Raw genomic sequence first — 19,698 nt, forward strand, 5'->3', positions numbered from 1 at the left:
CGTTCAAAGCGCCATGGAAAACACGCAACTCAGCGTATGGGAAGATTTTTTCCAGTTCGATCACGCACTCAAGGTGATTTCCGATGCCGTCCCTCAGCCGATCATTGTGAAGGACAAACATTCGCGCTTCCGCTTCCTTAACAATGCCGCCTGTGCTCTTCTCGGCAGAGCACGCAGCGATCTGATCGGACGCACGGATCACGACATCCTATCGGCGGCAGAGGCCGATCGCATACGTGCGATGGACCAACAGGTTCTTGAGACCGGGGAAGAATTCTCTTTTGAGGAAGACATCACTGCAGCCGACGGAACCGTCAGAAACCTGGTGACACAGAAACGCCGCGTCGAACTCGCCAGTGGCGGCTCGAAGGAGATGTTGCTGGTGGTGACGATGCTGGACATGACCGCATGTCGTAGGGCAGAGGCAGAGCTCCGCGCCAGTGAAGAGCATTATCGGTCCTTGATCGAGCTCCATCCTCAGGTCCCGTGGACGGCGCGCCCATCCGGAGAGCTTCTTGAAGTCGGCCCGCGATGGAAAGAGATTACCGGCTTCGAGGTTGCCGATGCGCTCGGGACAGAGCGGGCGAAGGCGGTGCATGCTGATGATGTTGAGGACGTGGAGCGGCTGTGGTCCAGATCGCTTTCAACCGGGGACCCGCTGGATGTCGAATTCCGGCTGGCGAGCGCCGAGGGAGGCCACCGTTGGTTTCGCAGTCGCGCGGCTGCACGAAAGGCGGGGGACGGTACGATCATCCGGTGGTACGGGATCCTGGAAGATGTCGACGATCGCCGAAGAGCCTTAGAGGCCGTTAAGGAGAGCGAGGCCCGGTTCAGGGCAATCGCGGACGACGCGCCAGTGATGATTTGGGTGACTGATGAAAACGGCGCTGCCACTTACCACAGTCGTCTCTGGCTCGAAACAACCGGCCAAACCACCGAGCAGTCCCGAGGTCTTGGATGGGCCGATGCAGTTCATCCGGAGAAACGACAAGAGGTTGAGGCTGGGTTCGAGGCGGCAATGCGCGACCGAAAACCGGTTCGCGTGGAATACCGTCTCCGTCGCGCCGACGGGACTTGGGCCTGGGTCATCGATCTCGGGCAGCCACGCTTTGCCTTCGACGGGCGGTTCCTCGGCTATGTTGGTATTGCCCTCGACATCACCGACCGCCGCAAAGCGGAAGTAGAGCGATTGCTGGCGCAGAAGCAAATGCACCACATGGCACGACACGACGCGTTGACAGGACTGCCGAATTGGCAGTTTCTCCGCGAGGAGTTCGAGTGCATATCGGACAATATCGTGCCCGACACGAAAATCGCAATTCTCTGCCTTGATCTCGAAGGCTTCAAAGCGGTCAACGAGGCATACGGTCGAGCCAGCGGCGACCTGCTGCTGCGCCGTGTCGCCGACCGGCTGCGAAATTGTGTCAAGCAGTCCGACATTCTCTGTCGTTTGGGCAGCGACGATTTCGTCGTCTTGCGCACCGGGATAAAGAGCAATGATGAAGCGCGCAACCTTGCTCAGCAGCTTATCGATGTCGTTGAAGTGCCGTATGAGCTCGCAGGATCGCATGTCGATCTTGGGGTTATTGTCGGACTTGCGGCTGCTCCGAAGGGTGACCAGTCGATAGACGAGCTTATCCAGGCTGCCGATATAGCGCTTGATCAGGCCAAAGCCGGTGGCCGCGGCACATATGTAGAGTACGAGCCGGGAATGGACACGCATCTCCAGGCAAAACAGCAGATAAAGGTTTTGCTTCGGCAGGCGCTCGCAAACAATGCGCTTGAAGTCCACTACCAGCCGCTGGTCAACCTCCATACGGGCAGGCTCACGACATGTGAGGCGCTGGTCCGATGGCCGCAATCAGGACGAGGCCAGATCTCTCCGGCCGAGTTCATACCGGTTGCCGAGGAAGCTGGCCTGATCGGGCCACTTGGCGAATGCGTCCTTCGTCAGGCCTGCACCGAGGCAGCGAAATGGCCGCTCGATATCAGTGTGGCGGTCAACCTATCGCCTGTGCAGTTCGACCGCCGTCTTGCTGCGACTGTCTGCGACATATTGAAAGAGACGGGACTGAATGCCTCGCGCCTAGAGCTCGAAATCACCGAGTCGGTATTGCTCGATGAATGCGACCGCAATTTTCAAATACTGAAGGAGCTCCGGCAACTCGGAGTCAAAGTCGCGATCGACGATTTCGGAACCGGCTATTCGTCGCTGAGCTATCTGAGGAGCTTTCGGTTCGACAAAATCAAGATCGACCGCAGCTTCGTTTCCGATCTGCCGGCCGGGAAGGAATCGCTGGCGATCCTCAGGGCGGTTGCCGGAATTGGACGCACGCTGGGAATCACCACAACCGTGGAAGGCGTCGAGGCTCCAGACCAACTCGAGATTATCAAGGCTGAAGGCTTCGATGAGGCGCAAGGTTACCTTTTCTCACGTCCCCTGCCCGCTGCACAGTTACTCGAGCTTATGCAGTCATGGGGTGACAAGTGTTCGCCATAGCAAGTTGCCGACTGACTGCCGACAGCGGCCCGATCTTGTCCGTCAGGCAACCTTTGAGAAAGAAAAGAAAAAGCCCCCACTGCTGCCAAGACAACAGGAGGCTTCGCGCCCGAGGGTTCGAATTCAAATGGGCAGCGACAATAGTGAACCTAAGGCGCACTGCAACGGCTCACCAGCGGCCGGTGAAGAGACTGACACTCGCGTTCGGTATCTCACCCACACCTTGTTCATGGCGAATCGCAGTGTCCCGAGCGTCGATCCTGAGACTGATAAGAGGCTGGCGATCTCGATCAACCAGCCTAGATTTTCTAACGGCGCCGCGTCGGCGTCGTCGGAGGGAATACGATGGATTTCGCGCAACCCATGAGTTTTGATCCACTTGGATCCGACGCCTTGGAAATGATCGAAAGGGCGCTCCACGCCGAACTGCAAAGGCGCGCATTTTCACGCAAGTCAGAAGAAGCTGAAGCGCTCGCCGCGGAGGTGATTGCAGCCTACCACGCCGGGGTTCGTGATGATCTCGGTCTAAGTATTGTTGCAGGGCTGGCTTAAGGCCCGGCGGGGCTCCGTCCCTACTGTACGCCCCTTTAACTGGAAGTTACGCTTTTGGGAACCAATTCCGGAACACCGGAGTTTGTCCTCGTCGCCCTCACCTCAGCCGACAAAGGCAAAAGCAGCGGCGCCTTCGATCCCCTCGGACGCCGCTCTTTTTATGCGTCAGCGCTCAGCCACCATTGTGACGCCGCACCGCTCTGAAATCTGGCTTGCGCTTGTGCAAACGGAAGTGAAGTCAGTATACGCCCGCAGGGGAAGGTCACTGGATCGCAGAACAAATTCAGTCACCTTGCGGAACGAACCGATCATGTGCGTGCCCGAGGCTGACAGCCCGCTTGTCCAATACCGCGGACGAGATCTCAAACGCATGCCGGATGAGGATCTCTATCCTCGCTGCTGCCCAGGCGGTCCGATCGTTCCTACGCCTGGGCCTTCCCGGCGAACGCCTTCGAGAACGCCAACTCCTCATTCTTCGGCTCAAAACCTTCCGGCTAATTCTTCTGGATCTATTGGATCTCTATTGCTATCTGGCGTCATCGCGGCGTGCTCGTGGCTGGCGCTGATAACCCCGGCACTCTTTTCATGAAGATGGGCAAAACCCCGGCAAGGACGCCGCTGGCACCTTACCGCTTGTTGTCGTCGCCGCTCTCACCTGCGCGGGGGGCCTCCATAGTCGTGTTCCCATTGATACATTATGCGATTCTAAACGCACAAAAACGGAACAAGAGGCGTACACCGGGGGTCATCAGGGGGCGTGAGGCTGCCTTACCTCGCGTTCCGACCTGTGTGTGTGTTGGTGACTATCGCCAGGGCCGCACCATCTGGCCTTCAGAATGAACGGAACGGTTGGAAAAGTGGATTGAAACGCCTCATTCCATACAAGCACTAAAGCCATGCCGAAAATCCATGCCCGATCGCGATCCGGCATGGACTGGACGAAGAATGGGTGCCGCAATGAGCGATTGGCTTGGTATACACGATACGACCTACCTTACACACTCATCAAACGGTTCTTCAAAGCCTCTGGCGAAGCCTTTAACACTGCAAAGACGAACGAAGAAATCAAAGCGACGGGGATGCACACGAGCAGTGTTTGAAGGTCGGATACGATCGCTACGATTAGCGAGCTGGCAAAGAAGCAGTCGACCTCGCTGTCATGGGAGGTTTTGTTCTGGTTGCGGCCGTCGTGCTGGTGTTGATCGCGAAGCAGTGGCGCCGGATATCAGCAACACTCAGGCAGTTACGCAACGACTTCGAAGCCGCGGGGCTGATGCGAGCCAAGGACAACGGACGGGACAAGGCGGACTTGCACAAAAGGTCCAAGAGCGGTTGAACGAACTGGAAAACAACGCGAAAGCTAAGGGAGGGAGCATGAACTTTTGGGGCCATTGTGCGGCCGGAGTATTGATTGCTGCGGCTATTTTCTCGACAACACCACGCTACCAGATCAGCAACAGTGGACATGAAGCGATGCGGATCGATACTCACACTGGCGAAGTCAGTTATTGCAAAGCCATTGCAATAGATGAAGTGCCGGTATGCTCGGATTTCGGTTCGCGCAGCCTTAAGCAATATCGAGCCTAGCGGCAAGCAGCAGCGCAACAGACACAGCCGACGAGCCAAACGCCGGTCTCTGACGAAGATTTGCAAACATGGTTCAACGATCTGATGAATGGCAAGGCCCAAACGCGAGCCGACTAGTTTTCACCCTCATATGGAATTGAAGTGCCTTACCTTCTCCTTGGTTTACTCACTGCGGTTGCAACAACCGCAAGGGCAAAAAGTCTGTTGGAAAGCGAGAATGGCTACAGGCACGCGCTGGTTTCGAGCGTGTTCTCTCCGGGCATCTGGTACGAGAAGTGTCCCGGCGACAAAAACGCGCCGGAGTTTGTTCAACGCCGCGAACTCGCTCTGTCGGGGATAGCGGGCTCAGTGGCGACGACAAATCACTTGGCGAAGACCTTGTAAGAACCCACTGCAGGCAAAGACTGACAGAGCGAGCTAATGGCCCTGATCTTCGCGAACAAGGGTCTCCAAACCATAGTGGTCTTCTAGATCGAACCGGCGAGAGAACGTTTCGAACGCGTGAGGAACCGCATCAAATCTGCGGAAGCGTGAACCGTGTTCACGGCCCATTTCGAATAATGCGGGTGATCTTGTCCGATGGGTAATAGATCACCTCTTCCCCCGACAGAACGAACATGCCGTTCGATGTGACACGTAGAAGTCTTGCGTTCACATAGTTTCGATCATCGGCAATGATGCGATACGTCTCTGGCGAGGTTTTCGCTTCCTTGGCGGCGTAATTGCCGTCAATAGCTCCCATCGCGACAACGGAAAAGAAGAAGAGCATGATAACCAGGCCAAGGCGAAAATGCGTACCACGTGAGGCTACCATAGCCACAAGGGTTCCAGCGGTGGTGTTAGCCAAAAACCATGTAGTTACCCCACGCCCATAATCGGCGCTCAAAAGCGGCATTAGAACGATCGAAGCGACCATTGGCCCTAGCGTGAACAGCGCAGCAACCCATGGGTGAGCGTTCCGGCTTTTAAAGGCCTCGAAGTATAGGAATGCAAGGGCAAGCGATCCTGGCGCGTAGTGAGACAGGTTAAAAGCGGTGGCGGAGGCGTCGTAGAGACCACTAGGCAAAACAAGGTTCCACGCAGGCAATCCAACTAGGTCAACAAGGCCGTAGGAATATCCGAGCGCATAGGCCGAGATGGCAGCCACGAATGCGGCCAACACTGTCGTAAGGTCTTGAAATGTCATTATGTCCTGCCCGAATCAAAGTTTTGCAAGAAAGTACCAAATCTACACAGCGGCTACATACTGATCTTGCATTTCAGCTCTAACACAACTAATCGATGAGCCCATTGAAACACTAGCGGTTTCGGGGGAGACGCTGGGCAACAATTCCAAAAAACCACTCAAAATAGAAGTGGCTGAGCCGATTTCGAGCCCGACGCCTTGGCCAAACGCCAATGCGCGGCTTCTTGGGCTGGGCGTCGGCCTACCAGTTAAACCGCTCGATCGGCTCGCCCAGTTCAGTCCCCTCGAATTCGAACGCTTCACTCTCGAATGGGCGACAGACTATCTTTCGCGTGTTGAGCATGTCGTGGAAGTTCAGCAGCGTGGTGGTGCCGGTGACAAGGGCCGCGACGTAATCGTCTGGATCGATCCCACTGATGTTAATCCCCGGCGCTGGCGCCTGTATCAGTGCAAGCACTACTCCTCCCGTCTCGGTACGGCGACTGCATCGAGCGAAATTGGCAAGGTTCTGTATTACACCTTCATCGGTGACTACAGTCCACCGGAAGAGTATTGGTTCGTCACACACCTAGGGGTCGTGGGACCGCTGCAAGACCTTCTTGATGAACCTTCCAAGCTGAAGGCGCACATCTTGGCGAACTGGTCAGACCAGTGTGCCGACAAGATAATGAAGGAAAGCGTTTTGCTGTCAGCAGAACTAATCAAGCATATCCAGGCCTTTGATTTCAGCATCTTCAAGGCAAAGCAGCCGCTTGACCTCATCAACGAGCACTCAAAAACCCGCTATCACCTGCCAGTCTTTGGTTTGCCGCTGATCGATCGGCCGAAACCTCCAGCCCCTCCGTCAACGGTTGGCCCCGGTGAAATGGGATACGTCTCCCAGCTGTTTGACGTGATCGGTGAGAACTTGGGCGTTTCGGTAGGGCAAGTGACGGACTTTGCCCACAGCGATCCCCATCGGCGGCTTTTCGAGAGATCACGTATCACCTTCTTCTGCGCAGAGAACCTCAAGGAGCTGGCGCGTGACCAAATGGCTGACGCTGGGTTCTTCGAAACTCTCGTCGATGAATTTCATGACGGACTTTACCATGTGCACACGGACGATGCCGGAACCGGCCTCAAGAACCTGAAGGCGACAATTCAAGCAGCTCAAAGCCTTCAACTGGGGGGTCATGCGCTTTCCCAGCATGTCGTTGCCAACGATCGGGAGGGGATCTGCCATCACATGGCGAATGACGATCGCATCCGGTGGTGCAAAACATGAGTTCTGACCTGCGCCGCAAATCTCGACCGTTTAACTCGCCACTCGAATGCGGGTTGCGAATGCTCTTCATTCTCACTGCTCAAGCCGAACGGTTCGCCGACTTGCAAAGGCTTGTGAACTACGATTACTTACTAGTGCACTCTGGAGACATCCCCGACGGGCCCAAAAGCCTCCACCCGGATGTCCCGTTTCGCGGGAATGAGTTGCTGGTCAAGCGTGATCTTGTACACGCCGGGTTGACTGCAATGTTCTCGAGAGAGCTGATCGAAAAATCCTTTACGATCATGGGCATCATGTATCGTGCCAATGAACTGACTTTAGCGTTCACAAAGCTCCTTTGCTCAGCCTACGCGGACGACTTGCGTGCACGCTCGCAGTGGCTCGTCGAGCGATTTGGTGACATGCCGGATCACGAACTCGAGATATTCATGGGCGCTAATGTTGGCAAGTGGGGAGCTGAGTTCGACCGCTTCACCGCGGCGCGAGATCTGGAACTGTAAAAATGCAACTTCGCAAGATACGCCTGTCAGGGTCAGATGTACCCAGTGCAGAAATCGCGTTCACTGTGGGCGCAAATGTACTTGCCGGCCAGTCGGACACAGGCAAGAGCTACCTTCTCCATTGCCTGGACTTCATCCTCGGAGCTGATGAGCTAAGGAAACGCATACCCGAAGCTGAACCATATTCGCAGCTCCATGTCGAATTTCAGGAGCCCCTTGGCGAATACCTCACTCTAGAGCGCAACCTGTCAGGGGGAGAACTTGCTGTTCACAGATGTCGGATGGATGAAATCGTCGAAGATGGCGAGAGGGTAATCCGGAGCAGATCTGGAAGCAGTCAGGCCAAAGATCTGTCATCGGTATTGCTTCCATTTGCTGATATGGCCGGCGAAGCGAAGCTTCGAAAGAACGACCGCGGAGAAACGCAGCGCCTGACTGTCAGGACCCTCTTGCCAATTTTCCTCGTCAACGAAATTGCGATGATCGATGAGAAATCGCCGGTCGTCGGTGACGGAACCTTCGATGCCACGGCTCGCAAACGCATGTTCGCTTATCTGTTGTCCGGTAAGGACGATTCGGGGATCATTGCAGCCGAACGCCGCGATATCATCCGTGCGCGGGATCAAGCAAAGCTTGGACTGATCGCAGATCTGCTTGAACCTTTGGAACGCAAGGTCAAATCCTTTTCCGATGACCCTAACGACACCATCGACAAGGTCGACAATGCGATCGGATCGATCACGACGGAGCTTAATACGACAACCGAGACCCGCACCGCAGTTCTTCGTAACCTTCAGACAGAAATAGCGGAACTACAGCGCGCTGAAACACAGATCATAGCAATAGGTGAAGTACTCGATCGGTACAAACTCCTATCGGCGCGATACAAGTCTGACCTGGGGCGGCTCGACTTTATCGCTGAAGGTGCACATTACTTCGATGGCCTTCAAGAGGTTCACTGCCCTTTATGCGACCAGCCAATGAGCCGAGACCATTTGCATGTCGCACAGGAAAGAAGTGCAGATGTTTATGCGGGCGCACGAGCAGAAGCCTCCAAGATCAAGGCACTGAGTACGGACCTGTCTCAAGTGATCATCACCCTTGAGGAACGGCTGGCTGACTGGCGCGAAGGCGAAGCCACATCGAGAAATAACATCAAGGACTTCCAAGAGCGGCTGGATCGTCAGCTGGCGCCGGCGCTTTCAGACTTGAACTCCCGGCTCGAGAAACTGATACGCCGGCGTGTTGAACTCGAAGGCGCGCGCAACGATAAAGATCAACTCGACAATCTTCAGTTGATGAAGGCTGAGATCGAAAGAACGAGCACTGGCAAGACCGGCACGTCGAAATGGGAGCCGCTGCCATCAGTCGCATTGCGGAATCTTTGCAAATGCATCGAAATGGTCTTGATCGAATGGCAGTGGAGTACCGAACCTCGTGTTGAGTTTGATCAAGCGGATTTCGATATCGTTGTCGATGGTCAGTCGCGCCAGTCGCACGGTAAGGGTGTGCGCTCAATCCTTCATTCAGCCTTCGTGATTGGGCTTCTGCGCTACAGCGCCGAATACGAGAAGCCTCACCCTGGTTTCGTTGTGCTCGATTCGCCTCTGACGAGCTATCGCAAGTCTCCATCAGTCAATAACGGGGACGGACCGATCCCACCGATGATCGAAGTGGGCTTCTGGAAATCCTTGGCTGAGGTCACTTCGAAGATTCAGGTCATCGTGATCGAAAACAAGGAGCCGCCCAAAGAAGTGGCTGACGCGGTTTCGTACACATGGTTCGCCGGCGACGACGCGAAAGATGGCGAGCGGAAGGCGTTCATTCCATCGTAGAGAAGAGACTGGTTTGCCAAATCCGATCCCAAACATGGCAAAGCGAACTTGAAACGCTCTCGAAACTCGGGAATTGCGGCAACCCATCTCTGTTGGAAGTCGGTAAGGGAATTTTCGCGCAACCAGTCCGGCCTCTTCAGATGTAAAACTTGATGACGACGTGACCAAGTCCGTGATTCAAGCAACCCTCTACCGGCCCATCCTCATCAAGGTATCATCCATTCTCTGGAATAGCAGATTTTCAGGTGGCTCCCCCACGTCGGCTCCCTCGTAACCATACGGCCGAGGCCGCGGTCGTTTCGATTTCGCTAGCCGGGGTCAAACTAAAGGGCTGCAACGCCCTCAATACATGTCGTAACATCGTCACCGATCCAAATCTGATCTTCGACCAGCTCCACATGAACGCGTCCTTCGCGTCCAAGGACGGTACCCTGGCTGGCAATGTATGACGGAGGCGCGATGCCGTTGCCAATTAACCATTGAGCGATGCCAGCGTTTAAGCTGCCGGTTACCGGATCTTCAAAACCGGCCGCGGTAAAGGCACGCACCTCGAAATCCGAGTGGGCTGGGATGCTCGCGCGGCCGCAAGCCACGCCTGGCTGCGCGCCAGGCCTACTATCTGCTCTGGCGCTGCCAAGAGCCCGTGGATCTCGTATCGGCTTAGCTTCTCGTCCAGGCCCATTTCTAATCTCGAGCCAGCGCAGTGCCGCCGCTCGCCTCAGTCTCTCACGATTTCACCGAAGAAGCCAGTAAGAGGGCGCACGGATGGGTCCCGTGCTGCGCAACCAGAAGCCGAGAAACATCCCCGATTAGCGCTCAGAGTCACTCAGCGCTTGCTTTGTTCGCTGCTTGTTCTATTTTCAGGTTGTCTAGCTTAATCGCTTCGTCCACAGCTTGGTGTGCTTTGTCCACTGTTCTGACGCGAGTCGAGGCGAATCACCATTGAGCGACAGACAGGCTCATGCAAGTTCAGGATGGAACAACGGACCATGAGATGACCAACGCACAGGAAATCCGCGGGAACCAAATGCAAAACAGACCCATCTCCGATGAGTTCGTGTGTTGGTCCCGTATGCAAAGCGAAGCTGGGCAGGGACTTTCCAAAATCCTTCAGCGCAAAGAAAACGAGCGTCAAGCCGGAGAAGGCATTTTTTTTGGGGCGTTGGGAATGCCCCGTCGACGATGATTCCAGCCTTGGCCCGCCTCAAGCGGGAGATTCCCATGTATTTCTCAATCATGAAGAGCAAGCCCAAACTCGTCGACTCTGCACCGTCAAGCGTTGTTGTCTGGCGCCGGTATGTCGATCTTCATGGGGCGGAAAAACCTCTACCGCCGTTCGCTCTAATCACTAGCCGCGGGAATAGCGGAAGTGGTAGCCAGAAGACTAAGCATTTTGCACTTGTATGCCGATCTGACCAAGAACTGAAACTTGAGAACGGGCATGCCTTCGATCATCACATGTACCGGAATGCCGGAGCGAAGGGCGGTCAAGTCGGCGCATCGCAAGTCACCGCGTTGCTGACCCGCGACCCTTCAGTGGCGGCTGGAATAGCTCAGTACGAGATCAACTTACGCGCTAAACTGACCGGCAGCTATTGGGTGCGTCTCACCGACCCTTTGCCACTGTCAGAGTCGCAAATTTCCCTTTATAATTGCGCAGCTGCGCCCAGCGCCGTGGATTGGATCGAGTTCGTGTCAGATCTTCGGCAAAGAACCTCGACACGCGCCGAAGTCGGAGCGCAGCTGGGTCTGTTTTAGAAAGTAGCGGCTCCTACTAAATTGGAACCATAGACGGGACTTGCGTGACAACTGAAGCTCAAAAGCTCCGCCAACAGTTGAGACGTTCCGGCTTAAGTGAAAAAGCCATCGACGCAGCTTGGCCGGCGTGGTGGTCAGATGAATTGGAAGCAAGCCCGTCGAGCCGTGCCGAACTCCGGTTTACGCTGGCACGAAAACTCGGGCTCAGCCCGAAGCCTCTCTTAGGTGAGCGGGTCGAGTTTATTTGGCGCGACCGGGCTCGCTTCAAGCATCTCGCGGCTGGAGACGATGTTCGACAGGACGCTATTACGTCCTTTGGGGTTTCTGTCGGCAAGCTGCTAATCAAAGCAACACCTGCTGTTGAGTTTCCCCCCGTGCGCGCCGATGAGCTTCGCGATGCTGTGCTCTCACAGGCGCCATTTGTCGACCTTCGTTCACTTGTTACCGTCTGTTGGGGGCTAGGTATTCCGGTTATCCATTTGCGGGTCTTCCCCCTCGACCGGAAATCCATGCATGCCATGGTCGTTGAAGATCAAGGAAGATACGCTGTCTTACTCGGTCGAGATTCTCAGTATCCGGCTCCGATCGCCTTTACCCTTGCACACGAGTTGGGGCACGTCATGCTTGGGCATCTTCGTGGAACCTCTGCCATAGTCGACCTTGAGGAAAGTGAGTACGACGTTCCAGGAGACCCTCAGGAAGATGAAGCAGATACGTTCGCGATTTCCCTTCTAACCGGGTCAGCGAACCCGGAGATCACTACCAATGTGGACAACTTCGGCCCGAAGGCTCTAGCTCAGGCGGTGCTCGACGCCGGCCCAAGGCACGGGATCGAACCAGGAACCCTAGCCCTCTGCCTTGCCCACCGAACGCAGAAGTGGCCCGCCGCGATGGCAGCGCTCCAGCATATCTACACCACGGGGAAACCAGTCTGGCAGGAGGTGAATGGTATAGCGAATTCGCAGCTAAAATGGACCGAGTTGAGCGACGATTCCGCCAGTTTCCTCGAAAATGTAATGCTTGGGCCCAATGCATGAACTGATATTGGTCGACAACGACGTCGCGTTGAAGGTCTGTGCGTACGCCAGCGCCACTGACCTCATTGACCTCGGCTCAGCGCCAAATCACTCGCTAGCGATGCTCCGCGTCGCGCGCTTTACGATCGATCGCCGTGTTCAAAGGGCGCGATATGTACGGGATCCCGAGAAGCTCCAGTCTCAATGGACGATTCTCTCGGCGGCGATAAATTGGATTGAACCTACTACGGAAGAGGTTGAGTTCGCTGCCGAGCTCGAAGAGAGCGCGATGAACTTGAACGTAGACCTTGACGGCGGCGAGAGCCAACTCTTCGCAATCCTCGTTTCTCGGCTCTCACCCTTGTTACTCACCGGGGACAAGCGAGCTATCGTTGCAATCGAAACCATTGGTCAGTTGCTTCCGGCCGGGCGTGTTGCCTGCCTTGAGCAAGTTATTTCCACGGTTCTGCAAAAGATTGGTGTCGATGTACTTCGCGAACGCATCTGCAGTGAACCGGATGTTGATCGCTCCCTATCTATAGCTTTCGCATGTCACAGCAATTCATATCTCGTTTCTGTCACTTCGATCGAAGAAGGTCTGGCAAGCTATGTTGCTTCTGTCCAACGGTCGGCGCCCTCGATAATCGTCCCGACCACTGATCTCTCAGCGGTAGTTTCTTAGAAAAACTGCGTACGGGGTCTTTAGCTCTGCTACGAGACTTATTTGACGATCGAAGGCGGGATCCTCGACGTTTGCGAGTTCAGGTTCACTAAGGACCTCAAGGCACGCCTTATCCACTCTGCCATTGATGTATCGGCTGCCGAGGCGCCCCGCACTTGGTCCGACGGGAACCCGCGTCATGTTCAGAGGCAGCTTGAAATTGTCCTCCAAGATTTCATCAATGACCAAAGCATATCGTGATCCTCGCACTTCAATTGAGTCCGGTATGGTCTCCCACTTAATTCCGTCAATTGAATACTCAGCTGCACATAACGGTTCAGCAAAGTGGTTCGAAACCATGGACTCCATACAAAGATGGATGCGCTTGCCAGTTCCTTGGAAGGCCTTTGCGAACGGCTGTACCATTGACGTCGGGTGGCAAGTATTGCCACCATATCCCCAAAGGCCATATCCCGTGTTTTTGATTTCCTCAGTTTTACGTTTGATAATATCTGCCAGCGTCTCTTGAGCGTGCGTCCCTACTTTCATGAACAGAATGCCGTTTCCTGGGGCAATAAGATTAGTCACCTTGTCTCTCCAAAAGTTCCAGCTCGTATTCGTCGTCAGAAGCTTTGCCGTAGTCTGGCCTCTTCCGCTCACGGACAAACTTCACCTTCGGCGCCTGCAGTTTGCCGTAGAAATTTTCGAGGCGCTCCACCGCGGTTGCGGTGCTAGGCTTGTACCGCTCCCCATTTTTCGGAAGCGAGTTTACAAACAAGTTGCATGAACGAAGCTCCGGCGCATCATCCAAATGATACTCGTGAAGCTTGCGCTGCATGCGCGAAACGTAAAACCCGCGCTCTAGCGAGAAAGCCTGAACACTGGCTAGAACCTGCTTCGGCCAATCCAATTCGTCATCATCCGCGATAACGATCATGCCCTCGCCTTCATATCGGACGGCTTCAATACCCCGCTCTACAAAGACATTTACACTCTCGCCATTGTTTGACGCACCCCAAGGTGGGTTCGTGTAGAACAGGTCGTATTTCGTTCGATCCGGAAAAGCGTCCAAACAATTGTAGAGCTCAGCATCAAGATGCTCGAGCCGCTCCCTGTCGGCAAACCTTTTGACGGCGTTGACGGTTCGCTCGTCGAAATCGAAGACCGTGATCTTGGACGGTCCAAACGACAGAACTTGTCGCGCCATGAGATACGCCACGCAGACGCTAATCGCGTCTCCATCTCCGATGAAAGCTAGCCTTTTCTTGTCCGCCCAATCCGCCACCAGTTCGCTTTGGACGACCATGTCGCCCGTCTTCATGTGGATCTGATCAAAATCTCTAAGCGGCCGAGGGCGATTTTGGACCACATCAGATACCGCATTAATCGCTCGATGGAGATCAACTTGCTCGCGCATCCTTGCCCCCGTCTACCTGCTTAGCCGATCGCCAAGCCGACGAATAAGGGCGGCCTGATCGATGCTCGAATCGAAGAGGTAGACCGGCCGACCGATAGCTACTCCATAGGTCGCAGCAACCCCTGCCTGAAGCGAAGTGTGCATTCGCGCCTCCTCGTGATCGATCTGAGGCCGGCCTTCTGCGTCAGAGTTGATCCGCTCTACAGTGACGTTCGGTGGGGTGAACAAAACCCAGATCTCATCCGGTGCAAGAGCTTTCACCTGAGCCTCTGAAAATGCGGTGATCCGGTACCCAAAGTCCTCCTTAGTGACTGGATGGCTGTCTATTACGATTGGATAGGTTCCACGGTTGGTATTAACAAACTCCAAGAGCTCTTTGTCGACCGCCGCAACATCCTCTGGAGTAACCACGTTCGCCGAAAGGCGCCTAAGGTCAGCTTGGCTTCCGATCTGCGCCCGCTCTTTAACATAGCGAGTGAGCTCGGCCCCATACTCCCAAATCTTGAGCCCCGGAATTTGCTGTTTCAGCAAACGCGCAGTCGTACTTTTTCCGGCCGCGGGTGCGCCGGTCAGATATACTGTCTTCATCAACCTCATCCCAACACCACTTGTGGTAAAGTAGTTGATTCCTGAATGACTACAACAGGTTTTGTGCTCGCTATTCGGCTGGCTTCGCCTTGCGCCACGCGGCTCGTGTCTTTGGAGAAATAGCGATTGCTGCGAGCACTTGGGCGAATCTTAGGTGGTCATTAACCATCTGTATTAACGCCTAAAATTTGACAAACGGAAGTCAATTTGCCCAACACTTCCGTCATCCGGACGCCATTTACCGCGCCCCGTTCATTATCATAGGTTCCAAGTATCGATATCAGGGTTAGGCCGTGTATATCTTCGGCTCCAAGCGGGATATTATACATGCTTCTATTCCCAAAGGTGGCGACTTAATCGGGATACATCCGAACACCGTGCTTCTGCAAATCTACGCGGTTCCGCAGCAACGGCACTCTTGGGATTTAGATGGACGGCGACATTAAGCAATCTTGCCGTCCCAAATAGACTAAAATGCGACGCCGACCCAGGGGATGCCACGGCCGACATCGGCAATATCGGCGGATAGACCTGCAACTGACGATGACCGATCCGCGGGGAATGTCCGCCGATTGCAAATGAGATCTACTCGCCTCGCCCAAGTCAGCCGGATTTCGTCACGAGCGCGGCTGGGTCAACACCCAAAGCGTCTGCGATCTGACCGAGAACGGTGACGCTTGCTGAAGCATCAGCGCGCTCGATTTTTCCGATATAGCGCGCGCTCAGCCCCGTGAGGTCTGCCAGTTCTTCCTGCGTGAGGTGTTTGCCATGACGTATCCGACGCAGGTTGATCGCCATGACCTCCTTGAGATCCATGACGTGAGCGGAACTGAAATAGGAAGAATCGTTCCAGGAACGATAGTTCCGATTCGTTTCCGCACGTGTTATTGGTTGAGCCGCCGCGCATTACTTTTAAGTTCGATGAGCTGGCGATTCAGACCGTGCAGTCACGGCGCAAACGATATATTGCGCACGGTAGTGTTCTTGTGAGTGGGTGGCGAAATGAAAGTTGAGGACAAGCGGATGGCCGAGCGTAACGCATCCGGGAAAGCCGAGGAACCCACAGAGGCAGGATCTCGCTACAGCTCACTGAAGAAAGAAGAACTGGCGGACTTGGCGGTTTCGGCAATCCTCCAGCATCGGCGTCTTCTCATCGCCGATGAAGCTGTCTATCAAGAATGGCTCCGCGCCAGCGCCGATCCCTCCGTCTCGAGCGCAGTTCTTCAGAGCCTGCAGGACGAGCATTTGGCTCGGCAGAAAAAGTCGCAAGCCCAGCAGGAGGAACTCTCTGAAATCGTCGAGGCTCTCGGGTATGTCCCTGATGTTCCCCCGGAGGATGAGGACTGATGCTCAGATCAGTCCCCGGTCTTTGACAATCGCAACAAGCTGGGCAACCGTCTTGGCGTCGAACTTTCGCCGCGCGCTGTCCAGATAGTGCTGCACCGTCCTCTCTTTGATGCCCGTCAGCTTGGCGGTGTCCCCCGCGCTCCTCCCCTTTATCGCCCACATCAGGCACATGGCTTCCCGTGGGGAAAGCATCCGCTTAGGCGCGACGAGCATCGTGGCGCCGATGATCTTCAGGCGGTAATGAATCGTCATGACCGCCTGAAGCGCCTTTCGACCGTCCTGCAGTTTCGAAATGTCAGCCTTCCGCTCCGATGACGCCAGGGTCAGCATCATCTTCGAGCCGAAGCTACCCTCGACCGGAATTGTCACCCCGCTATAAATGCCATGTTCGACAGCTTGGTCACGAAACCGTCGGAGCTCGGAAGTGCCGCGATCCGGCCAGTCGTCCGCCGTCCAGGCAAACACGTCCATACGGCGCTTGGCCTCCGTGACGACGGGGTCGATGCGAGCGTAGTGACTGTTGAGATAAACGTCCTGCCATGGCTTTGGATAGGAATTGAAGGTCCGGACTTCCAGGCCTTCGGTTTGCAGATAAGCGAATCGCTCGAATCCGCATGCCTGCGCGAAGTTTTTGACCGCGTTCTTGATCATACGTTCATCGTGCGCGGCTTCCGCCATGTCGATTAGGGAGCGAAAGTCTTCGTCCACTGCTGTTCTCCTACCCACTTGTTTTCTACGAGCCTTCCACCTCGTCGTGCCTGTTGCAAAGCGTTGATCAGATGCCTGTCGTCCAGAGCTGACGCACATTCAACCCAATGTCGACCTAAAACACGAGGAAGAATGTAATACTTTTGTCGCGGTGTGGCTCGACGCGATGCTAACGAATGAACAATGAACCGGCCCTCTTCCCGTCTAGCGGCCGTTGTAGGCTGAAGGAAAAACAATGTCTTGATCCACGAGCACATTGAACTTGTAGCCAGGGCGTACGCGGATCGTCGGCTGAATACTCAAGTTCTTCGAGATCGTCTCTTCAGCCACGCGACCGAAGCTCTCCGCGAAATTGCGCCGTGCCGCGTCCGACGCCATATCCTGAGACGCCAATGTCGAGCTTTCGGGCATGGACATATCGATTCCGGTCCCGATCAGTGAGATCAATGCGGCCGAACCGAATACCCGCCAGAGATGACGATCCACCTTGTCCTTGAATCCGCCGTAGCCTTCCGCGTCGGTGCCGGCCATGCCGCCGAGCTGCAGCGTCGATCCGTTCGGAAAGATAACGTCGGTCCAGACGACAAGTACCCGCTCCTGGCCCAAGGAAATCTTCGAATCGTAGCGCCCGAAGAGTTTCGCACCCTGCGGGATAAGCAGCCGATAGCCTGTGCCGCTGTCGTAGACGTTCTGGCTGACCTGCGCGGTAATCCGGCCCGGCAGATCGGAATTAAGGCCGGTGATCAATGTCGCCGGAATCACTGAGCCGCGCTTCAGCTCATAAGGCGACATCTGTGGCACGACCTGGGCCGGCAAATAGCCGAGATCCTTGATATCCTGGTTGAAGAAGTCCTCCTTCGAGATCTGGGCGTTCGGATCGACGTTCTGTCCCATCAACCCAGATTTCATGGCTGCGGCATAAAGATCGGAGGCGCTGGTCGCCGTTGTGTCCGTGTTGTGGCGGCCGCTGTCGGTGGCATCTGCCGACGCCTTCTCAGCCTCGGAGATATCCACCTTCAGCGGCGAGTCGAGAGCGGTTGCACGCGCCTGGAGGCGAGCCATTCTCTGGCGCTGAGCTTCACGCATATATTGTTCGTCCTGCTCTCGTTTGAGGCGCGCCTTCCAGTCCTCCTCGGACTCCATGCGTGGCCGCCTTTCTTCGCGCTCAACTCGGCGGCGCTCTGCGACTGGCTCCTCCGTCTCGACTTTCTGCTCGACAACGGGGGTTGGCTGAAACGCTTCGCGTTCAACCGGCTCGCCGATGATGCCGTCGGTGACTCCGCGTTTGAGCTGGTCGCCGAAGGTTGTCGCCGGCGTGTTAGAGGCGCTGTCGATATTGTCGCCACGGTTGAGGGAAAGACCGCGCCAGGACAGGCCGATCACGACGGTGCCGCAGAACAGCACCACGAGGACGATGGCGAAAACGATTGGCAGGCGATTGAGGCGGCGGATACCCTTCTGATTATCCGCCGGATTGGACGCGCCGAGCTGGAGCGATTGCACCATGATCTCCTCCCCTCAGTTGCGCTGCATGATCGAGAGCGGGCTCGCCGGCGTGGCGCCGGCCGCTGTCGGCGTATAGACGCGGCCGAGTACGATGGAGGGTGTTGTCAGTCGAGCAAGAACCTGGCCGTCGATCCCGTCGATCGCATAGGCCAGGTCTACCGGTTGGACGTCCTTTGCGGTCTTCCCGTCAATGATGACGGTGTATCCCCAGCCCTTCAGGGCAGCCTCGAGCGCAGTCGCGAATTCCGAACTGTCATTCTCCATCCTGATCGTCGTCGTGCCGGCAGGGCCGATCTGTTCGGCAAGCCGACTTGTCATGTCGCCGGCAATGGCGCTTGCACTTGGTCCGGAAAGAGAGACCGGAGCGGTAGCGGCCGTCAGTGCCTTGTCGGTCGTCTGGCAGCCGGAAAGAAGTGTGGCAGCGATGAGGGTGAGCTGCAGCTTTCGCATGGTCATCCTCCCCGCCGAATCGTGATCTTCTGCTGCCGCCAGCCAACGCCGGAAACGAGGATCGCCTTGTCGACCGCGTAGTCAACGATCATCATGTCGTTCTTCATGCGATAGTTGACGATGCGGTTCTGCCCGCCGGAAACGACGAAAAGAACCGGTGCATCCTGGCCGGAAATCGACTTCGGGAACTGGATGTAGGTCTTGGCGTCATCCGAATAGACCCGCTTCGGCTTCCAGGATGCGACGCCGCTCACCGAATAAGAGAAGTTGAGCTTGTCGGGCGCCGGTCCGGGAATGCCGCCTGACTCCAGACGGGCATTGATGTCGGCGAGCCTGGTGGAGACATCCTCAGGATATTCGAAACCGATCCGGGCCATATACTGGCTCGGATGGGACTTCAGCTGAATGTGATAGGTGCGCCGGGATGTCGTGACGACCATCGAGGTCAGAAGCCCCGATTCGGAGGGTTTCACGATCAGGTGGATTGCCTGCCCGCCGGTCACGCCCGAGGTAGCCGGCTCGACCTTCCAGCGAACGGTATCGCCGACGAGAACGTCTCGAACCATCTCGCCGGCCTGCAGCTCGATGTCGCAGACCTGAAGCGGCGAGCAGACGACGGAGGGCTGGGTTTGGCCGAAAAGGAAGATGACCTTTCCATCGGAGCCGGTGGTAACGAGGCCTGGCGTTCCCCGCCACTTCCTAGAAATGTTCGTTCCCTTCATCTCATTCGTGGTCATGCTCTGCGCCTGGGCGCAATCTACGAAAAAGAGCCCTGCCATGCAGCCGGCGGCTGCGATCAATCCTGTTTTCTGCATCGGAAAAA

General features: G+C 55.8%; 19 protein-coding genes and 2 pseudogenes. 11 read left to right on the top strand and 10 right to left on the bottom strand.

The features are described 5' to 3' along the window. The first annotated feature begins 13 nt into the window (after window positions 1-13). The 4 genes and pseudogenes from NXT3_RS23440 to NXT3_RS31830 all read left to right on the top strand — a co-directional run bounded on the left by NXT3_RS23440 (window position 14) and on the right by NXT3_RS31830 (window position 4,639). Window positions 14-2,500 (top strand): sensor domain-containing protein, encoded by a 2,487-nt coding sequence (locus NXT3_RS23440; RefSeq protein WP_104840634.1) that lies wholly within the window; start codon window positions 14-16, stop codon window positions 2,498-2,500. Window positions 2,501-2,845: 345 nt separating this feature from the next. Then, on the top strand, window positions 2,846-3,052 hold the full coding sequence (locus NXT3_RS23445; RefSeq protein ID WP_104840635.1) for a hypothetical protein: 207 nt from the start codon (window positions 2,846-2,848) through the stop codon (window positions 3,050-3,052). Between the two features lie 301 nt (window positions 3,053-3,353). Beyond that, a pseudogene (locus tag NXT3_RS33380) lies at window positions 3,354-3,655 on the top strand (hypothetical protein); the annotation flags it as partial. 771 nt (window positions 3,656-4,426) lie between these two features. Beyond that, window positions 4,427-4,639 (top strand): hypothetical protein, encoded by a 213-nt coding sequence (locus NXT3_RS31830; protein WP_158665407.1) that lies wholly within the window; start codon window positions 4,427-4,429, stop codon window positions 4,637-4,639. A gap of 541 nt (window positions 4,640-5,180) precedes the next feature. Here NXT3_RS31830 and NXT3_RS23460 read toward each other — a convergent pair. Next, a complete protein-coding gene (locus tag NXT3_RS23460; RefSeq protein ID WP_104840637.1) occupies window positions 5,181-5,825 on the bottom strand; it encodes a hypothetical protein in 645 nt (214 codons plus the stop codon). A gap of 169 nt (window positions 5,826-5,994) precedes the next feature. Between NXT3_RS23460 and NXT3_RS23465 the strand changes: the two genes are divergently transcribed. Genes NXT3_RS23465 through NXT3_RS23475 form a run of 3 tightly spaced genes read left to right on the top strand, consistent with a single transcriptional unit; the run spans window position 5,995 to window position 9,424 of the window. Then, complete coding sequence (locus NXT3_RS23465; RefSeq protein ID WP_104840638.1) at window positions 5,995-7,089, top strand: ABC-three component system protein; 1,095 nt, start codon at window positions 5,995-5,997, stop codon at window positions 7,087-7,089. Continuing rightward, the gene (locus NXT3_RS23470) at window positions 7,086-7,589 is read left to right on the top strand and encodes an ABC-three component system middle component 2 (protein WP_104840639.1); all 504 of its coding nucleotides are present in this window, start codon (window positions 7,086-7,088) and stop codon (window positions 7,587-7,589) included. Before NXT3_RS23465 ends, NXT3_RS23470 begins: the two co-directional genes overlap by 4 nt. A gap of 2 nt (window positions 7,590-7,591) precedes the next feature. After that, window positions 7,592-9,424, top strand: a complete 1,833-nt coding sequence (locus NXT3_RS23475; RefSeq protein ID WP_104840640.1) for a P-loop NTPase family protein — start codon at window positions 7,592-7,594, stop codon at window positions 9,422-9,424. 323 nt (window positions 9,425-9,747) lie between these two features. Here NXT3_RS23475 and NXT3_RS23480 read toward each other — a convergent pair. Further along, window positions 9,748-9,984: pseudogene (locus tag NXT3_RS23480) on the bottom strand (phenazine biosynthesis protein PhzF); the annotation flags it as partial. A 661-nt stretch (window positions 9,985-10,645) separates the two neighbouring features. On the opposite strand from NXT3_RS23480, the gene NXT3_RS23490 reads away from it, so the two are divergent. Genes NXT3_RS23490 through NXT3_RS23500 form a run of 3 tightly spaced genes read left to right on the top strand, consistent with a single transcriptional unit; the run spans window position 10,646 to window position 12,880 of the window. Continuing rightward, complete coding sequence (locus NXT3_RS23490; protein WP_104840642.1) at window positions 10,646-11,182, top strand: hypothetical protein; 537 nt, start codon at window positions 10,646-10,648, stop codon at window positions 11,180-11,182. Between the two features lie 44 nt (window positions 11,183-11,226). Next, the gene (locus tag NXT3_RS23495; protein WP_234828185.1) at window positions 11,227-12,219 is read left to right on the top strand and encodes an ImmA/IrrE family metallo-endopeptidase; all 993 of its coding nucleotides are present in this window, start codon (window positions 11,227-11,229) and stop codon (window positions 12,217-12,219) included. 7 nt (window positions 12,220-12,226) lie between these two features. Next, window positions 12,227-12,880, top strand: a complete 654-nt coding sequence (locus NXT3_RS23500; protein ID WP_158665408.1) for a hypothetical protein — start codon at window positions 12,227-12,229, stop codon at window positions 12,878-12,880. On the opposite strand, the gene NXT3_RS23505 is transcribed toward NXT3_RS23500, so the two are convergent. From NXT3_RS23505 to NXT3_RS23520, 4 genes are all read right to left on the bottom strand, one after another. Then, window positions 12,863-13,447, bottom strand: coding sequence for a hypothetical protein (locus NXT3_RS23505; RefSeq protein WP_199773382.1), 585 nt, complete (start codon window positions 13,445-13,447; stop codon window positions 12,863-12,865). The two genes, NXT3_RS23500 and NXT3_RS23505, sit on opposite strands and share 18 nt — an antisense overlap. After that, window positions 13,440-14,276: a bis-aminopropyl spermidine synthase family protein gene (locus NXT3_RS23510; protein ID WP_104840645.1), complete on the bottom strand. Its 837-nt coding sequence runs from the start codon at window positions 14,274-14,276 to the stop codon at window positions 13,440-13,442. The genes NXT3_RS23505 and NXT3_RS23510 overlap by 8 nt, the downstream gene beginning before the upstream one ends. A gap of 12 nt (window positions 14,277-14,288) precedes the next feature. Then, window positions 14,289-14,864, bottom strand: a complete 576-nt coding sequence (locus NXT3_RS23515) for an ATP-binding protein (protein WP_158665409.1) — start codon at window positions 14,862-14,864, stop codon at window positions 14,289-14,291. Between the two features lie 603 nt (window positions 14,865-15,467). Further along, complete coding sequence (locus NXT3_RS23520) at window positions 15,468-15,680, bottom strand: helix-turn-helix domain-containing protein (protein ID WP_018097600.1); 213 nt, start codon at window positions 15,678-15,680, stop codon at window positions 15,468-15,470. Between the two features lie 207 nt (window positions 15,681-15,887). On the opposite strand from NXT3_RS23520, the gene NXT3_RS23525 reads away from it, so the two are divergent. After that, a complete protein-coding gene (locus tag NXT3_RS23525; protein WP_037385819.1) occupies window positions 15,888-16,211 on the top strand; it encodes a transcriptional repressor TraM in 324 nt (107 codons plus the stop codon). A gap of 3 nt (window positions 16,212-16,214) precedes the next feature. On the opposite strand, the gene NXT3_RS23530 is transcribed toward NXT3_RS23525, so the two are convergent. The 4 genes from NXT3_RS23530 to trbG all read right to left on the bottom strand — a co-directional run bounded on the left by NXT3_RS23530 (window position 16,215) and on the right by trbG (window position 19,690). Next, entirely contained in the window at window positions 16,215-16,919 is a 705-nt protein-coding gene (locus NXT3_RS23530) for an autoinducer binding domain-containing protein (RefSeq protein WP_104840647.1), read from the bottom strand. Window positions 16,920-17,123: 204 nt separating this feature from the next. Further along, complete coding sequence (trbI, locus tag NXT3_RS23535) at window positions 17,124-18,425, bottom strand: IncP-type conjugal transfer protein TrbI (protein WP_104840648.1); 1,302 nt, start codon at window positions 18,423-18,425, stop codon at window positions 17,124-17,126. A gap of 12 nt (window positions 18,426-18,437) precedes the next feature. Beyond that, complete coding sequence (gene trbH, locus NXT3_RS23540; RefSeq protein WP_104840649.1) at window positions 18,438-18,875, bottom strand: conjugal transfer protein TrbH; 438 nt, start codon at window positions 18,873-18,875, stop codon at window positions 18,438-18,440. Window positions 18,876-18,877: 2 nt separating this feature from the next. Further along, the gene (gene trbG, locus NXT3_RS23545) at window positions 18,878-19,690 is read right to left on the bottom strand and encodes a P-type conjugative transfer protein TrbG (protein ID WP_104840650.1); all 813 of its coding nucleotides are present in this window, start codon (window positions 19,688-19,690) and stop codon (window positions 18,878-18,880) included. Between the last annotated feature and the right edge of the window lie 8 nt (window positions 19,691-19,698).

Origin of the sequence: Sinorhizobium fredii (assembly GCF_002944405.1) — a bacterium.
Classification (GTDB): Bacteria; Pseudomonadota; Alphaproteobacteria; order Rhizobiales; family Rhizobiaceae; genus Sinorhizobium; species Sinorhizobium fredii_C.

Excerpts from the sequence above, each read along its gene's own strand:
- NXT3_RS23525 (WP_037385819.1), top strand. The coding sequence starts at position 15,888 with ATGGCCGAGCGTAACGCATCCGGGAAAGCCGAGGAACCCACAGAGGCA.
- NXT3_RS23440 (WP_104840634.1), top strand. The coding sequence starts at position 14 with ATGGAAAACACGCAACTCAGCGTATGGGAAGATTTTTTCCAGTTCGAT.
- trbI (WP_104840648.1), bottom strand. The coding sequence starts at position 18,425 with ATGGTGCAATCGCTCCAGCTCGGCGCGTCCAATCCGGCGGATAATCAG.
- trbG (WP_104840650.1), bottom strand. The coding sequence starts at position 19,690 with ATGCAGAAAACAGGATTGATCGCAGCCGCCGGCTGCATGGCAGGGCTC.
- NXT3_RS23475 (WP_104840640.1), top strand. The coding sequence starts at position 7,592 with ATGCAACTTCGCAAGATACGCCTGTCAGGGTCAGATGTACCCAGTGCA.
- NXT3_RS23510 (WP_104840645.1), bottom strand. The coding sequence starts at position 14,276 with ATGCGCGAGCAAGTTGATCTCCATCGAGCGATTAATGCGGTATCTGAT.
- NXT3_RS31830 (WP_158665407.1), top strand. The coding sequence starts at position 4,427 with ATGAACTTTTGGGGCCATTGTGCGGCCGGAGTATTGATTGCTGCGGCT.
- trbH (WP_104840649.1), bottom strand. The coding sequence starts at position 18,875 with ATGCGAAAGCTGCAGCTCACCCTCATCGCTGCCACACTTCTTTCCGGC.
- NXT3_RS23515 (WP_158665409.1), bottom strand. The coding sequence starts at position 14,864 with ATGAAGACAGTATATCTGACCGGCGCACCCGCGGCCGGAAAAAGTACG.
- NXT3_RS23460 (WP_104840637.1), bottom strand. The coding sequence starts at position 5,825 with ATGACATTTCAAGACCTTACGACAGTGTTGGCCGCATTCGTGGCTGCC.
- NXT3_RS23445 (WP_104840635.1), top strand. The coding sequence starts at position 2,846 with ATGGATTTCGCGCAACCCATGAGTTTTGATCCACTTGGATCCGACGCC.
- NXT3_RS23490 (WP_104840642.1), top strand. The coding sequence starts at position 10,646 with ATGTATTTCTCAATCATGAAGAGCAAGCCCAAACTCGTCGACTCTGCA.
- NXT3_RS23520 (WP_018097600.1), bottom strand. The coding sequence starts at position 15,680 with ATGGATCTCAAGGAGGTCATGGCGATCAACCTGCGTCGGATACGTCAT.
- NXT3_RS23470 (WP_104840639.1), top strand. The coding sequence starts at position 7,086 with ATGAGTTCTGACCTGCGCCGCAAATCTCGACCGTTTAACTCGCCACTC.